Origin of the sequence: Micromonospora sp. KLBMP9576 (genome assembly GCF_050941805.1) — a bacterium.
Classification (GTDB): domain Bacteria; phylum Actinomycetota; class Actinomycetes; order Mycobacteriales; family Micromonosporaceae; genus Micromonospora.
Genome location: NZ_CP194567.1, coordinates 824,776 through 839,870 on the forward strand (window position 1 = coordinate 824,776; position 15,095 = coordinate 839,870).

The 15,095-nt window shown below is 71.9% G+C and carries 13 protein-coding genes; 11 read left to right on the plus strand and 2 right to left on the minus strand.

Going from position 1 to position 15,095, the window contains the following annotated elements; genetic code table 11:
• Positions 1–75 precede the first annotated feature (75 nt).
• The 9 genes from ACQ452_RS03930 (at position 76) to ACQ452_RS03970 (ending at position 11,154) form a co-directional block, all read left to right on the plus strand.
• On the plus strand, positions 76–1,902 hold the full coding sequence (locus ACQ452_RS03930; RefSeq protein WP_433389797.1) for a glycoside hydrolase family 13 protein: 1,827 nt from the start codon (positions 76–78) through the stop codon (positions 1,900–1,902).
• Between the two features lie 302 nt (positions 1,903–2,204).
• On the plus strand, positions 2,205–2,546 hold the full coding sequence (locus tag ACQ452_RS03935) for a hypothetical protein (RefSeq protein ID WP_433389799.1): 342 nt from the start codon (positions 2,205–2,207) through the stop codon (positions 2,544–2,546).
• A 276-nt stretch (positions 2,547–2,822) separates the two neighbouring features.
• Positions 2,823–3,887, plus strand: a complete 1,065-nt coding sequence (locus tag ACQ452_RS03940; RefSeq protein ID WP_433393970.1) for a BMP family lipoprotein — start codon at positions 2,823–2,825, stop codon at positions 3,885–3,887.
• Between the two features lie 143 nt (positions 3,888–4,030).
• On the plus strand, positions 4,031–5,689 hold the full coding sequence (locus ACQ452_RS03945; protein WP_433389802.1) for an ABC transporter ATP-binding protein: 1,659 nt from the start codon (positions 4,031–4,033) through the stop codon (positions 5,687–5,689).
• On the plus strand, positions 5,686–7,017 hold the full coding sequence (locus ACQ452_RS03950) for an ABC transporter permease (RefSeq protein ID WP_433389805.1): 1,332 nt from the start codon (positions 5,686–5,688) through the stop codon (positions 7,015–7,017). The genes ACQ452_RS03945 and ACQ452_RS03950 overlap by 4 nt, the downstream gene beginning before the upstream one ends.
• 3 nt (positions 7,018–7,020) lie before the next feature.
• The gene (locus ACQ452_RS03955) at positions 7,021–8,301 is read left to right on the plus strand and encodes an ABC transporter permease (RefSeq protein WP_433389808.1); all 1,281 of its coding nucleotides are present in this window, start codon (positions 7,021–7,023) and stop codon (positions 8,299–8,301) included.
• A gap of 12 nt (positions 8,302–8,313) precedes the next feature.
• Positions 8,314–9,015, plus strand: coding sequence for a cytidine deaminase (locus tag ACQ452_RS03960; RefSeq protein WP_433389811.1), 702 nt, complete (start codon positions 8,314–8,316; stop codon positions 9,013–9,015).
• 67 nt (positions 9,016–9,082) lie between these two features.
• Positions 9,083–10,363, plus strand: coding sequence for a thymidine phosphorylase (locus ACQ452_RS03965; RefSeq protein ID WP_433389814.1), 1,281 nt, complete (start codon positions 9,083–9,085; stop codon positions 10,361–10,363).
• Between the two features lie 110 nt (positions 10,364–10,473).
• Positions 10,474–11,154, plus strand: coding sequence for a DUF4272 domain-containing protein (locus ACQ452_RS03970; RefSeq protein WP_433389816.1), 681 nt, complete (start codon positions 10,474–10,476; stop codon positions 11,152–11,154).
• Positions 11,155–11,201: 47 nt separating this feature from the next.
• Here the strand turns inward: ACQ452_RS03970 and ACQ452_RS03975 are convergent, their stop codons facing one another.
• Positions 11,202–12,119: a putative RNA methyltransferase gene (locus tag ACQ452_RS03975; protein WP_433389818.1), complete on the minus strand. Its 918-nt coding sequence runs from the start codon at positions 12,117–12,119 to the stop codon at positions 11,202–11,204.
• Positions 12,120–12,573: 454 nt separating this feature from the next.
• Between ACQ452_RS03975 and ACQ452_RS03980 the strand changes: the two genes are divergently transcribed.
• Together ACQ452_RS03980 and ACQ452_RS03985 are read left to right on the plus strand one after the other, a co-directional pair.
• Complete coding sequence (locus ACQ452_RS03980) at positions 12,574–13,203, plus strand: hypothetical protein (RefSeq protein WP_433389820.1); 630 nt, start codon at positions 12,574–12,576, stop codon at positions 13,201–13,203.
• A gap of 111 nt (positions 13,204–13,314) precedes the next feature.
• Positions 13,315–14,394, plus strand: coding sequence for an adenosine deaminase (locus ACQ452_RS03985; RefSeq protein ID WP_433389822.1), 1,080 nt, complete (start codon positions 13,315–13,317; stop codon positions 14,392–14,394).
• 25 nt (positions 14,395–14,419) lie between these two features.
• On the opposite strand, the gene ACQ452_RS03990 is transcribed toward ACQ452_RS03985, so the two are convergent.
• Positions 14,420–14,758 carry a hypothetical protein gene (locus tag ACQ452_RS03990; protein ID WP_433389825.1) on the minus strand — a complete coding sequence of 113 codons (339 nt, stop codon included), beginning with the start codon at positions 14,756–14,758 and terminating at the stop codon, positions 14,420–14,422.
• Between the last annotated feature and the right edge of the window lie 337 nt (positions 14,759–15,095).

Genomic DNA, 15,095 nt, shown 5'->3' on the forward strand with positions numbered 1-15,095 from the left:
ACCGCCGCGGCCGGGCAACCGGGCGCGGCGGTCGACCCCTTTTTCTCCCGTCCGACCGCCGCGAAAGGCACCACCATGTCCCTGTTGCCGCACCACGACGGATCCGCCCTGTACGTCCCCGAGCAGGAACCCGCGCTCGGCGACACCGTCGACGTCTTCGTCCGGGTGCCGGCCGGCGCCGACGTCCGGCAGGTGCACGTACGCACCACGGGCGACGGCGAGCCGCACTTCGCCGAGGCGGTCGTCGACCGCACCGATGCGGGCGGCGTCTGGTGGCGGGTCCCCGTCGAGGCCCGCAACCCGGTCAGCAACTACCGGTTCATGCTCACCGGCCGGCGCGGCCACCGCTGGCTCAACGCCGCTGGCGTGGTGTCCCACGACGTGCCCGACAACGGCGACTTCAAGCTGGTCACCCACGCCCCGCCGCCCGCCTGGGCGCGCGACGCGGTGATCTATCAGATCTTCCCGGACCGGTTCGCCCGCTCCGCCGCCGCCGACGGCCGGGAGCTGCCGGACTGGGCGATCCCGTGCGACTGGGACACCCCCGTGATCGGGCGCGGCCCGCAGACCCCGCACCAGTTCTACGGCGGCGACCTGGACGGCGTCACCGGGCGGCTGGACCACCTGGACCGCCTCGGCGTGAACACCGTCTACCTGACGCCGATCTTCCCGGCCCGCTCCAACCACCGCTACGACGCGGCCAGCTTCGACACCGTCGACCCGCTGCTCGGCGGGGACGCCGCCCTGGCCCGCCTCGCCGACGCCGTACGCGCCCGGGGCTGGCGGCTGCTCGGCGACATCACCAGCAACCACACCGGCGACGCGCACGAGTGGTTCACGCGGGCCGCCGCCGACGGGTCGGCGCCCGAGCGGGAGCTGTACTACTTCGGCGAGGCGACCGGCCGCGACCCGGAGCTGTCGTACGAGTCGTGGAACGGGGTCAGGTCGCTGCCGAAGCTCAACTGGGGCAGTGCGGAGCTGCGCCGGCGCTTCGCCACCGCCGACGACTCGCTGCTGCGCCGCTGGCTGCGGCCCCCGTACGGGCTGGACGGCTGGCGGGTGGACGTGGCGAACATGACCGGGCGGCGGGGGGCCGACGCGTACACCCACGAGGTGGCGGCGCTGCTGCGCGAGGTGGTCGTCGGGACCCGCGCCGACGGGCTGCTGATGGCCGAGCACGGCCACGACCACACGGGTGACCTGGACCGCGACGGCTGGCACGGCACCATGAACTACGTCGGGTTCACCGACCCGGTCTGGTCGTGGCTGCGGCACGGCGAGCAGAGCGTGCCGAACTTCCTCGGCACCCCGGGCGGCGTGGTGCGGCGGGACGCGGACGCGGTGCTCGCCACCATGAACGCGTACCGGTCGCTGATCTCCTGGCGGTCGTACACCCACTCGTGGCAGCTGCTCGGCTCGCACGACTCCGCGCGGATCCGCACCGTGGTCGGCGACGCCGCCCGCCAGGAGGTCGCCGCCGGGCTGCTCGCCACGATGCCCGGCACCCCGATGATCTTCGCGGGCGACGAGTTGGGGCTGACCGGCGCCAACGGCGAGGGTTCGCGTACCCCGATGCCGTGGCACCGGCCGGAGAGCTGGGACGCCTCGACGTTCGCCACGTACCGGTCGCTCATCGCGCTGCGGCGGGCGGAGCCGGCGCTGCGCCACGGCGGCCTGCGCTGGTTGCACGCCGACGCGGACACGCTGGTCTTCCTGCGCGAGGCCCCGACCGGGAGCGTGCTGGTGCTGGCCCGCCGCGCCGCCGGTGCGCCGGTGCGTCTGGGCGGGCTGCCGGCCGGCGAGAACATCCACGGCGGGGCCCCCGCCCTCCACCCGGACGCGACCGGCACGATCACCCTGCCGGCGGACGGCCCCACCTTCCAGGCCTGGCGTCTGACCTAGCCCTCCACCCCGCGACCCCGCACTGCCTGCCCGCGGGAACCGGGCGGTGAAGCGCGGGGACGGGCTCGTGAAGCGCGGGGACGGGCTCGCGGGGCGCGGGTGGCTGGGTCAGCGGCGGAGGAGGAGGGCGCGGACGCCGCCAGGTGGGTGGCGGGGGCGTGGCCGGGAACGCTTGTCGGCCCTCGCGCTGGTGCTGGCGTCGCCCCGCCGCCGGCGCTGTCACCGACGTGCCGGACGGCCACCGAACACGCGCTGACCCGGGCCGCTACTACGATCCGTCGTTGATGGGGGAGGATGGTGGGGTGGAAGCCCTGAGACTCATACTTCGCTACGTCCATCTGATCGGTTTCGCCCTGCTGCTCGGCGGGGCGATCGTGCAGTACGTCAGCGGCAAGCTGCGGATCAACCCGGCCATGCTCTGGGGGTCCGTGATCATGCTGGTGACCGGGATCGGCCTCTCCGCGCCCCTGCGCGACGGCAACGAGCCGGACCCCGCGAAACTTGTTACCAAGTTGGTGCTCGCCGTACTGATCTTCGTCATGGTTTTCTTCTCCCGCAAGCGCGATGCGGTCAATCGCGGGCATTTCCTCGCCATCGTCGGCCTGACCCTGGTCAACGCGGCGGTAGCGGTTTTCTGGCGGTAACGCCGCAGGCGGGAGCGACGCGCGGAAACGGGACGTTTCGCATCGCCTCACCGCACAGTTTTCGGCACGGAAAGTGATCTGCCCCACCCAGAGGTTACGTAGGGGTAACGGGCACCCAACAGTCGTGCACGATTGGCGGCCGGTGGGTGGGTGCGGGCGTACGCTCCCGTCCGTAACGTGGGACGCCGGCGGCGCAGCGCAGGCCGGCTCAAGGGCTGCCACCGTGCAGGACGCGGTGTGCAATGGGAAGGAGACGTCTTGCGCTCTGTGCGTGGGATGCGGATCGCCTCGGTCCTCGCGGTGGGTGGGCTCGTGCTGAGCGCCGCCGCGTGTGGCGAGGCCCCCGAGGACGACAACAGCGCCGGCAGCGGCGACAAGAAGTACAGCGCCTGCATGGTGACCGACGTCGGCGGCATCGACGACAAGTCGTTCAACACCTCCGCCTGGAAGGGCCTGGAGGAGGCGAAGAAGGCCAACGGCAAGATCGACATCAAGTACGTCGCGTCGAAGGCCGAGGCGGACTACGAGGTCAACCTGACCCAGTACGTCAACCAGAAGTGCGACTTCATCCTGGCCGTCGGCGGCCTGATGGGTGACGCCACCTCCAAGATCGCCAAGGCGAACCCGAACCAGCAGTTCGGCATCGTCGACGCGAAGACCGCGGAGTCCAACGTCTACCCGATGCAGTTCGACACCGCCCAGGCCGGCTTCCTCGCCGGATACCTGGCGGCGGGCATGACGAAGACCGGCACGGTGGGCACCTACGGCGCCCTGCCGATCCCGCCGGTGACCATCTTCATGGACGGCTACACCGACGGCGTCGCGCACTTCAACAAGACCAAGGGCAAGACGGTGAAGGCCATCGGCTGGGACAAGGCCACCCAGAAGGGCTCCTTCACCAACTCGTTCGAGAAGCAGGACGAGGGCAAGAAGGTCAGCGACACCCTGGTCGCCCAGAACGCCGACATCATCATGCCGGTCGCCGGCGGCGCCGGCCTCGGCACCACCGCCGCGGCCAAGGCCTCGGGCGGCAAGTACAGCGCCATCTGGGTCGACGTCGACGGCTGCGAGAGCACCTCGGACTGCTCGGCGATCCTCACCACCGTCGAGAAGAACATCCCGGACGCCGTCAAGGAGGCCGTCGTCAAGGCGTCCAACGGCGAGAAGCTGTCCCCGACCCCGGGCTACCTCGGCAACCTCTCCAACAACGGTGTCGGCCTCGCCCCGTACCACGAGTTCGACAGCAAGGTCCCGGCCGAGCTGAAGGCCGAGATCGACAAGCTGAAGGCGGACATCGCCGCCGGCACCGTCCCCGTCACCTCCGCGGCCCAGCCGAAGTGAGGCACCGCCGGCCGTCCACGGTGAGACGATCACCCGGGTAGGCCGGCGGGCGGTGCAGCACGAAGATCGGCCGTCCCGCCGTCGCGGAAGACCCCGCGGCGGCGGGGCGGCCGATCCGCTCCCCCCGACGACGGCCCTACGCCGTGCGCGGTCCCCCGGCAGCTACGCTGCACCATCGCTTCGCACTCCAGGAGGTTGCGCTGAGACTCGAACTGCGCGGCATCACCAAGCGGTTCGGTGATCTGGTCGCCAACGACCACATCGACCTGACGGTGGAGCCTGGAGAGATTCACGCCCTGCTCGGCGAGAACGGCGCGGGCAAGTCGACCCTGATGAACGTGCTCTACGGGCTCTACCAGCCCGACGAGGGCGAGATCCTGGTCGACGGCGCGCCGCTGAGGCTGCGGGGCCCGTCCGACGCGATCGCGGCCGGGATCGGCATGGTGCACCAGCACTTCATGCTGGTGCCCGTCTTCACCGTCACCGAGAACGTCATGCTCGGCGCCGAGCAGGTACGCGGCGGCATCGCCGGCTTCCTGGACCGCCGCAAGGCCCGGCGCGAGGTGGCCGCGGTCTCCGAGCGGTACAACCTGCGGGTCGACCCGGACGCGGTGATCGAGGACCTGCCGGTCGGCATCCAGCAGCGGGTGGAGATCGTCAAGGCCCTCACCCGCGACGTCGACCTGCTGATCCTCGACGAGCCGACGGCGGTGCTCACCCCGCAGGAGACCGAGGAACTGCTCGCCGTGATGCGGTCGCTCAAGGCCGCCGGCAAGTCGATCGTCTTCATCACCCACAAGCTGGGCGAGGTCAAGGCCATCGCCGACCGGATCACCGTGATCCGGCGCGGCAGGACGGTCGGCACCGCCTCCCCCGAGGCGAGCCGGGACGAGCTGGCCGCGCTCATGGTCGGCCGTAACGTCCGGCTCACCGTGGAGAAGGGGCCCGCCACCCCCGGCAAGCCGATCCTGGAGGTCGCCGGTCTGGTCGTCGACGACGACCGGCAGATCCGGGCGGTCGACGGGGTCGACCTGACCGTGCACGCGGGCGAGGTGCTCGGGGTCGCGGGCGTGCAGGGCAACGGCCAGACCGAGCTGATCGAGGCGATCATGGGGCTGCGCCCGACGCTCGCCGGCACTGTCGCGCTCGACGGCCAGCCGGTCCACGGCTGGTCGACCAAGAAGGTGCTGCGCGCCGGCGTCGGCTACGTGCCCGAGGACCGCAGCGTCGACGGCCTGGTCAAGGAGTTCTCCGTCGCGGAGAACCTGGTGCTCGACATCTACGACCGGCCGCCGTTCGGCAGGGGACTGGCGCTCAAGCCGGAGGCCATCGACAAGTCGGCGAAGGAACGGATCGCGCAGTTCGACGTCCGTACCTCCTCGGCCGACGCGCCGGTCGGCACCCTCTCCGGCGGCAACCAGCAGAAGGTCATCGTGGCCCGGGAGCTGTCCCGGCCGCTGAAGCTCTTCATCGCCGCCCAGCCGACCCGCGGCGTCGACGTCGGGTCCATCGAGTTCATCCACAGCCGGGTCATCCGGGAGCGGGACGTCGGCACCGCCGTCATGGTGGTCTCCAGCGAACTCGACGAGGTGATCGGCCTGGCCGACCGGATCGCGGTGATGTACCGCGGCCGGATCATCGGCATCGTCGGCCCGGACACCCCGCGCGAGGAGATCGGCCTGTTGATGGCCGGCATCACCCCCGACGCGGCCCCCGCCGCCGGCACGAGCACGGGCGGCGCGGCGGCCGACGGCACGGCGGCCCCGGCCGCCGAGGGCCCTGGTAGCGAGGAAGAGTCATGACCAACCCGAACCCCGGCTCGGGCTCCCCCGACAAGGACCCGGCGACCGAGGCGCAGGCGGCGGAGACCGCGCTGGAGAACACCGAGCGCGCCGAGCCGGCCACCACCCCGAAGGCCCCGGCCCCGGAGCCGAAGCCCTCGCTGGGGCGGCTGTTCCTGGAGAACCTCTGGGCCGCCAACACCTTCACGGTGACCCTGCTGTCGCTGGTGCTGGCGATGGTCGTCGGCGCGCTGCTGATGATCATCTCCGACCCCGACGTGCTGGCCACCTTCAGCTACATCACCGCCCGGCCGACCGACGCGCTCGACGCGAGCTGGACGCTGGTCAGCGAGGCGTACGGCAACCTGTTCAAGGGCGCGATCTTCGACCCCGAGGCGGTCGGCTTCCAGGCGGTGATGAGTCCGATCTCGGAGACGCTCACCTACACCGCGCCGCTGGTCTTCACCGGCCTGTCGGTGGCGTTGGCCTTCCGGGGCGGCCTGTTCAACATCGGCGCCCAGGGCCAGGCCATCATGGGCGTGGTGCTGGCCGCGCTGGCCGGCTTCCTGCTGCCGCTGCCGCCCGGCCTGCACCTGCTCGTCGCGGTGCTCGCGGGCGCGCTCGGCGGTGCGATCTGGGGCTTCATCCCGGGCATCCTGAAGGCGCGCACCGGCGCCCACGAGGTGATCAACACGATCATGCTCAACTACATCGCCACGTACTTCCTGACCTGGATCATCGTGCAGAACGGCGTCCAGGACCCGAACCGCTCGGACGCCATCAGCCGGCCGGTCAACGGCTCGGCCCAGCTACCCCGACTGCTCGGCGACGGGCTGCGGGTGCACGCCGGCATCATCCTGGCGGTCCTGGCCACCTGGGCGGTCTGGTGGCTGCTCAACCGGTCCACGCTCGGCTTCGAGCTGCGCGCCGTCGGCGCCAACCCGGACGCCGCGCGGACCGCGGGCATCAGCGTCACCCGGACGTACGTCCTGATCATGGTCTTCGCGGGGGTCCTGGCCGGCCTCGGCGGCTCCAACATGGTGCTCGGCACCACCGCGAGCGCGCTGACCCCGCTGGTGGTCGCGCAGATCGGCTTCGACGGCATCCTGGTGGCGCTGCTCGGCCGGGTGAAGCCGTGGGGCGTCGCGATGGCGGCGCTGCTCTTCGGCGCACTCCAGGCCGGCGGCAACCGGATGCAGTCGTACTCGGGGATCTCCCTGGAGCTGGTCACCGTGCTCCAGGCGCTGATCGTGATCTTCATCGCCGCGCCGGCCCTGGTGAAGGCGATCTTCCAGCTCCGGGCCGCCCGCGCCGCCCGGTTGCAGACGAGCCTGTCGAAGGGCTGGTAACTCATGTCCACCATGGCTGTCGCAGACGTCGCTGTCGCCGGAGTCGATCAGGGCTTCTGGACCCGTACCCGCAAGGTCGGCGCCGTGCTGCTCGCGCTCGGCCTGCTCGCGACGGTGCTGTTCGGGGCGCTCGCCACCGGTGAGCAGGCCCGCTTCACCCTCAGCGAGGACGCCGCCGGCGCCGCGCTGAAGATCGACGGCACGATCGGCGCGATCGGATTCGGCCTCGTCGCGATCGCCGCCGGCGTCGCCATGCTCGCCGGGCTGCCGAAGCGCTGGTTCACCGTCGTGCTCGGCGTCGGTCTGGTCGGCTTCGTGCTGTCGTTCCTCTGCTGGCAGGTCTCCGCCGCGCCGGCCGGGCAGAACTTCATGCCGCTGGTCAACGTCCTCCGCGGCACGTTCATCCTGGCCCTGCCGCTGGTCTTCGGCGCCCTAGCCGGCGTGCTCTGCGAGCGCTCCGGCGTGGTGAACGTGGCCATCGAGGGGCAGTTGCTGATGGGCGCCTTCAGCGGCGCGCTCTTCGGCAGCCTCTCCGGCAGCGTCTGGGTGGGCCTGGTCGCCGCCGCCATCGGCGGGGCCTTCATCTCGCTGCTGCTGGCCGTCTTCTCCATCCGCTACCTGGTCGACCAGGTGGTCATGGGCATCGTGCTCAACCTGCTGGCCGTCGGCATCACCGGCTTCCTCTACGAGCGGCTGATGCAGACCAACGCGCAGAAATACAACAACGCACCCCGGTTCAGCAACTGGGAGATCCCGCTGCTGTCGGACATCCCGCTGCTCGGCCCGGCGCTGTTCCGGGGCAACATCTTCCTCTACCTCGGCCTGGTGCTGGTGCTGGTGCTGCACATCGCGCTGTTCCGCACCCGGTGGGGCCTGCGGACCCGCTCGGTCGGCGAGCACCCCACCGCCGCCGACACCCTGGGCGTCAAGGTGCTGCGGGTGCGCTACCGCAACGTGCTGCTCGCCGGGGTGGTCGCCGGCATCGGCGGAGCCTCCTACACGCTGGCGCTCTACTCGTTCACCAAGAACATGATCGGCGGCAAGGGCTTCATCGCCCTGGCCGCGCTGATCTTCGGCCGGTGGAGCCCGACGGGGGCGCTGCTCGCGGCGCTCTTCTTCGGCTTCGCCGACCAGCTCGCCACCTACCTCGGCGCGATCAACAGTGTGATCCCGAGCCAGTTCCTGGCCATGCTGCCCTACCTGGCGACGATCCTGGCGGTGGCGGGGCTGGTCGGGCGGGTCCGGGCGCCGGCCGCCAGCGGCAAGCCGTACGTCAAGGGCTGAGTGGGGAGCACCGTGGAGATCGACTGGGAGCGGCTGCGGGCCGCCGCCACCGAGGTGATGCGGCACGCGTACGTGCCGTACTCGAAGTTTCCGGTCGGGGCCGCCGCCCTGGTCGACGACGGCCGGGTGGTGGTCGGCTGCAACGTGGAGAACGCCGCGTACGGCGTGGTGCTCTGCGCCGAGTGCGGGGTGGTCTCCTCGCTGCACGCCACCGGCGGCGGCCGGATCGTGGCCCTGTCCTGCGTCGACGCCACCGGCGAGCCGTTGATGCCGTGCGGCCGGTGCCGCCAGCTGCTCTGGGAACAGGGCGGGCCGGAGTGCCTCGTCGAGGCCCGGGGCGGGCCGCTGCGGATGGCCGAGCTGCTGCCGCACGCCTTCGACGTGACCGACATCGAGGCCGTGACCGGGGAGAACCGGCTGCCCGTGGTCCCGGACCGGCTCGCCGCGTGGCGCGGTCGTGGCACGGTCTTCGTGCACCCCGACCTCTCCGCCGGCCAGCAGGTCTGGACGGCGTACTGGGAGCGGTCCGCGGGCGACAGCGAGGACGCCGAGACGGGCGTGCTGGAGGAGGGCCCGAGTTGGGCCGAACCGGCGGAGGCGATCGCCTGGGGACTGGCCCGGTCGCCCCGGGTGGTGGTCGTGGACGCCTCGGGGGCGATTTTCTGGGCCGGCGAGGGTGAGCCGCCGATGGAGATCCCGGTCCGCTGGGGTTGAGCTTTGGGGGTCGGTGGGCGCGGTCCGCGAACCGGTATCGCCATGACGACGAGGAAGATCTTTTGTGATGAGTGGTTTTGCGGCGGTTGATGTCATTCGGGTGAAGCGGGACGGGGGAGTGCTCTCCGACGCGCAGATCGACTGGGTGGTGGACGCGTACACCCGGGGGGTGATCGCCGACGAGCAGATGTCGGCGCTGGCCATGGCGATCCTGCTGCGCGGCATGACCGGGCCGGAGATCGCCCGGTGGACCGCCGCGATGATCGCCAGCGGGGAGCGCCTCGACCTCTCCACGGTCACCCGGCCGACCGTCGACAAGCACTCCACGGGCGGCGTCGGTGACAAGATCACCCTGCCGCTCACCCCGCTGGTCGCCGCCTGCGGCGCCGCCGTGCCGCAGCTCAGCGGCCGGGGCCTCGGGCACACCGGCGGCACCCTGGACAAGCTGGAGTCGATCCCCGGCTGGCGGGCGGCGCTGAGCAACGACGAGTTCACCGACCAGCTCCGCGACGTCGGCGCGGTGATCTGCGCCGCCGGCGCGGGCCTCGCGCCCGCCGACCGCAAGCTGTACGCGCTGCGCGACGTGACCGGGACCGTCGAGGCCATCCCGCTGATCGCCAGCTCCATCATGAGCAAGAAGATCGCCGAGGGCACCGGCGCGCTGGTGCTCGACGTGAAGGTCGGCTCCGGCGCGTTCATGAAGTCCGTCGAGCAGGCCCGCGAGCTGGCCCGGACGATGGTCGAGCTGGGTGGCGCGCACGGCGTGCGTACCGTCGCCCTGCTCACCGACATGTCCACCCCCCTCGGCCTGGCCATCGGCAACTCCGTCGAGGTGACCGAGTCGGTCGAGGTGCTCGCCGGTGGCGGCCCCGCCGACGTGGTCGAGCTGACCCTGGCGCTGGCCCGCGAGATGCTCGACGCCGCCGGGCTGCCGGACGCCGACCCGGAGGCCGCCCTGCGCGACGGCCGGGCGATGGACTCGTGGCGGGCGATGATCCGCGCCCAGGGCGGTGACCCGGACGCCCCGATGCCGACGGCGAACGAGATCGAGGTGGTCCGCGCGGACGAGGACGGCTTCGTCGCGCAGGTCGACGCGTACGCCATGGGCTTGGCGGCGTGGCGGCTCGGCGCCGGGCGGGCCCGCAAGGAGGACGAGGTCAGCGTGCCGGCGGGGGTCGTGCTGCACCGGCGCCCGGGCGAGGCGGTGCGGGCGGGCGATCCGCTCTACGAACTGCGCGCGGACGACGCCGCCCGGATCCCGGCGGCCCGGGTCGACGCCGCCCGGGCGGTGCGGATCTCGCCGACCGCGCCCGCCACGACGCCGTTGGTCATCGAGCGGATCGGCTGAGCGCGGCGGGCGGGGCGGGGCGGCATGGTGCCGGCCCGCGCGGAGCGCTATCCTCCCTGGCCAGGGGGAAATCGGCGCCGAGTCGTCGCGAGCAGACAGGATCTTCCGCCGTGACCGTACCTGCCCCTGACCCGCGGGAGGTGCGTGAGGCGAGCCTGGACGAGTTGTCCCGGCTGCGTCTCCCGCTGCCGCCGGCCCAGTTCCCGCTCGTGTGGGAGCCCGGCGACCACATCGAGCTGCGCCCCACGGTGGAGATCGAGGCCCGCATCGCGGTGCTGCACCTGATCCTGGCCCGCTGCTTCGGGATGCCCCCGCAGGGGGCGATGAGCTGGCTGCTCGCCTCGCACCTGGTCGACATGGTCACGCCGCCGGAGTTCGACTTCGTGACCGGCGGCAAGGGTGACCACCGCTCGTTCGTGCTGCACCACGACGCGCTCTTCGCGCTGGCCTGGGTGCTGGGCCTGACCAAGCAGCTCGACCCGACGCTGCCGGTCGACGAGCGCCTGGTGGAGCGGATGCCGCAGATCCCCGACGGGGAGACGTTCGGCCAGTGGCGGGCCCGGATCCTCACCGCCCCGCAGCATCCCGCCGACACGGCGGCCCTGCTCGACCTGCACTACTGCCTGGACTGGGCGTATCTGGAGACGGAGCGGGCCGGCCGGACGCCGCCCGGGCTGGTGGACGCGAACGCGATCGGGCAGCGCCGGTGGGCCCTGGAGTGGGCGGTGGTCCTGCGCGGGCCGTACCACGACGAGCCCCCCGGCTGGGAAGAGGTGGACCTCTCCACCTGACCCACTCCTGAGCCGTCAGGAAGGGCACCTTCCTAACGGCTCAGGTGTCAGGAAGGCGCCCTTCCTGACACCTGGCGCGGCGTCGGGCGCCAGACGGTCAGCCGGACCGCGACGGTGACCCGGACCGGCTCGGGCATCGCGGTGACCCGGGCGGCGAGCCCCGCCGGGTCGGTGTGCCAGGCGCTGGGGCCCATCCCGACCAGCGTCGCGACCTCCACGCCGGTCAGCGCCAGCTCCCGCCGGTGCAGGGTGGCCGCGACCGGCGCGAAGTGCCCGCCGAGGCTGTCCGCGACCCGGTCCGCCTTGGCCGGGTCCACGCGCAGCAGGCCGAGCGCGCCGACGAGCTCGGCGAGGTGGTCCTCGGCGGGCGTCACCACCAGCAGCGACCCGTCGGGGTCGAGGACCCGGTGGAACTCCGCGCCGTTGCGGGGGGCGAAGACGTTCAGCAGCACGGCGGTGCTGGCGTCGGCCAGCGGCAGCCGCTGCCAGGTGTCGGCGAGCGCCGCCGCCGCGCGCGGGTGCGCCCGCGCGGCCCGGCGCAGCGCCGGCTTCGACACGTCCAACGCCAGGCCGGCGGCGTCCGGGAGCGCCGTCAGCACCGCCGCGAGGTGCCGGCCCGTCCCCGCCCCGGCGTCCACCACCAGGGGGTACGCCCCGACGGCGTGCTTCCCGGCCACGTGCGCCGCGGTGGCGTGCCGTACGGCCCGCGTCGCGGCGGCGGCGAGGGCGGTCGAGATCAGGTCGTAGTGGCCGGCGGACAGGAAGTCGGCACGGGCGGCCACCATCTCGGCGGTGTCGCCGGCGTGCGGGGCGCGACCGGCGAGCAGGTTCACGTAACCCTGCCGGGCCACGTCGAAGCTGTGCTGGCGTGGGCAGCGCAGTGCGCCGGCGCCGCCGGTGGCGACCTGGGCCAGCGGCTCGGCGCAGACCGGGCAGCGGAGCCGGTCGACGATGCGGGGGTCCACGTCAGGCGTCCAGGTCCTCGGCGATCACGACGCGCACGGCAGCTCCACGCAACCACCGTAGGCCCACCCGCCGGCGAGGTGATCCGCGCCCCGTCCGTCGGAGACGGCGAGCCGCTGCCGGATGCCGGCCGGAGCGCTCCGCCCGTCCGTCGCGCACTCCTCCCGGGTGACCAGGCCACGCTGCTGCGTCCGGGGCGCGGTCGGGGGTCGGCTGCGGACCAGAGCGTCCCGTCGGCCAGCTCGCTGAAGACCGGCGGGGTGGAAGCCGACGGTCTCTCCTCCTAAGCTCCTCGATTCATCGATCCATCAAAACGGGGAGCACCACATGGAAGGCCACCAGCCGCGCTCAGACGCGTCCGCAGCGGGTCCACCACCTCCCGGCCAGCCGGTCCAGGGACATCAGACACCGGCATCCCCGCGGAAGCGTGGGAAGCGCGGGATCCTCATCACCATCGTGGTGGTGGTCGTGCTCTGTGCCGGCGTCTGCGGCGTCGGTCAGCTGATCACCAACGTCCTCAACCAGGACGACTGGGAGGGCCTGGGCGAACCGGTCCCGGCGAACACGCTTGCCGCCTCGCCGACGCCCTCATGGGAGCCGGACAACGAGTTTGTGAATCCGCAGCCGGTGTTGGAGATCCGGCACCAGTTGGAAAGCTGGGTGCTCGCCTCCGCAAAAGCCGTGCGGCCGATGACCAGCAAGTGTGACCAGCCGGGCTTCACCGGCAGGCAGGCGGCGACGTTGACCTGCACGGTCACGTACGACGGCCGTGACGTCGTCTACACGGTCTCGACCCGGCCCACTGGCAAGCGCAGCTTCGAGTGGGACGGCAAGGCCACGGAGACGGTGGTGACCAGGGAAGGGCTGCTCGCGCTGGTGCACGGCCGGTTCGGCGGGGACGGCTGGACGAATCTCCGGTGCGAGGAGCTGCCGGAGATGGCGGTCGTGCCGGTCGGCAAGGAACTCAGCCAGGTGTGTTACGCCAAATCGAAGGAGAAGGGCAAGACCAGCAAGATCATGATTACGCCCACCGACCAGACCGAGCCCCAGCTTCTGACCGAGCACCAGGAGGAAGGCCTGCGCTGATTCCCGCCCCGGGCGGTCGCCATGCCGGCCGCCCAGGGGTGTGGGGCCGCACCCGAGCGCTGTTCCGGGGACGACGCAACCGCCCAGGAATCACTCGATTAGGGTCTGAGCATGGTCGCGACAATTCGTTACGAGGACATCGTCAAGGTGCCGAAGGCGCTGCTGCATGATCACCTGGATGGCGGCCTGCGCCCGGCGACGATCGTCGAGCTGGCGACCGAGGTGGGTCACGAGCTGCCCACCACCGACCCGGACGCGCTGGGCCGGTGGTTCGTCGAGGCGGCCGACTCCGGCTCCCTGGAACGCTACCTGGAGACGTTCGCGCACACCGTCGCCGTCATGCAGACCGCGCCGGCGCTGCGGCGGGTGGCCCGGGAGTGCGCCGAGGACCTGGCCGCCGACGGGGTGGTCTACGCGGAGGTGCGGTTCGCTCCCGAGCAGCACCTGGAGCGGGACCTCACCCTGGACGAGGTGGTCGAGGCGGTGCTGGCCGGCTTCGCCGAGGGCAGCGCGTCGGCCGCCGGGGCCGGCCGGCCGATCCGGGTCGGCACCCTGCTCACCGCGATGCGGCACGCCGCCCGCTCGCAGGAGATCGCCGAGCTGGCCGTCCGGCACCGGGACGCCGGGGTGGTCGGCTTCGACATCGCCGGCGCCGAGGCGGGCTTCCCGCCCACCCGGCACCTGGACGCCTTCGAATACCTCCAGCGGGAGAACTTCCACTTCACCATCCACGCCGGCGAGGCGTTCGGCCTGCCGTCGATCTGGCAGGCGATCCAGTGGTGCGGGGCGGACCGGCTCGGCCACGGGGTGCGGATCGTGGACGACATCGCGACCGGTCCGGAGCCGGTGCTCGGCCGGCTGGCCGCGTACGTGCGGGACAAGCGGATCCCGCTGGAGCTGTGCCCGTCCTCGAACGTGCAGACCGGGGCGGTCGCCTCGATCGCCGACCACCCGATCGGGCTGCTGCGGGACCTGCGCTTCCGGGTGACGGTCAACACCGACAACCGGCTGATGAGCGGCACGTCGATGTCACGGGAGATGGCCCTGCTGGTGGACGCCTTCGGCTACGGCTGGAAGGAACTCCAGTGGTTCACCGTCAACGCCATGAAGAGCGCCTTCATCCCGTTCGACGAGCGGCTGAAGATCATCGACGAGGTCATCAAGCCCGCGTACGGCAAGCTGCTGGGCTGACCCCTCGCCCGGCGGCTCGCCGTGGTCAGGAGCGGTGCGGGTGGCCGGCGATCAGGCCGGCCACCGCGCGCAGCACCTCACCCGCCCGGGCCGCCTCGGCGCCCAGGCCGGTCTGCCGGCGCAGCACCGCCGGCTCGGCGCGCAGCAGCGCCAGGCCGCGGCGCACCAGCACCCGGGGCGCCTTGCGCTGTTCGGCGAGGTCGCGGCCCAGCCGACGGACGAAGGTCGCGCCCCGGGGCCGCCGCAGCGCGTACGCCCCGGCGAGGACCCCGAGGCGGCGGCACTCCTCGACGATCTCGGCCGCGAAGATCCCTTCGGCCACGAAAAGTGGCGAATCGGCGACCTCGAATGTTCGGGTGGCCACTCGACGATCCTCGCCGATGGCATAAACCGGCACATCGGCCCGACCCTCCCTGGCCAACCGGACAATCGTCGCCACCGCTGCGGCGGCGTCCCAGGAGCCGGGCGAGTCCCAGTCGACCATGCCGTTTTGCTGCGGCAACGTAGGGTCATCGCCCTCCTTGTAGAAATCGTCCAAGCAGAGCACCGGAAGGCCGGTTCGATGGGCTATGTACGACTTCCCGGAGCCGGAAGGGCCGGCGAGCAGGACAACGCGGTGAGGATGCTTCATTACCTTCAGTGACTCCGGCCAGACGGATTGCTATCAAATTGCATCAACATCTCATCACACCGCCCGCTGG

Excerpts from the sequence above, each read along its gene's own strand:
- ACQ452_RS03930 (WP_433389797.1), top strand. The coding sequence starts at position 76 with ATGTCCCTGTTGCCGCACCACGACGGATCCGCCCTGTACGTCCCCGAG.
- ACQ452_RS03940 (WP_433393970.1), top strand. The coding sequence starts at position 2,823 with ATGCGGATCGCCTCGGTCCTCGCGGTGGGTGGGCTCGTGCTGAGCGCC.
- ACQ452_RS03950 (WP_433389805.1), top strand. The coding sequence starts at position 5,686 with ATGACCAACCCGAACCCCGGCTCGGGCTCCCCCGACAAGGACCCGGCG.
- ACQ452_RS03955 (WP_433389808.1), top strand. The coding sequence starts at position 7,021 with ATGTCCACCATGGCTGTCGCAGACGTCGCTGTCGCCGGAGTCGATCAG.
- ACQ452_RS03965 (WP_433389814.1), top strand. The coding sequence starts at position 9,083 with ATGAGTGGTTTTGCGGCGGTTGATGTCATTCGGGTGAAGCGGGACGGG.
- ACQ452_RS03985 (WP_433389822.1), top strand. The coding sequence starts at position 13,315 with ATGGTCGCGACAATTCGTTACGAGGACATCGTCAAGGTGCCGAAGGCG.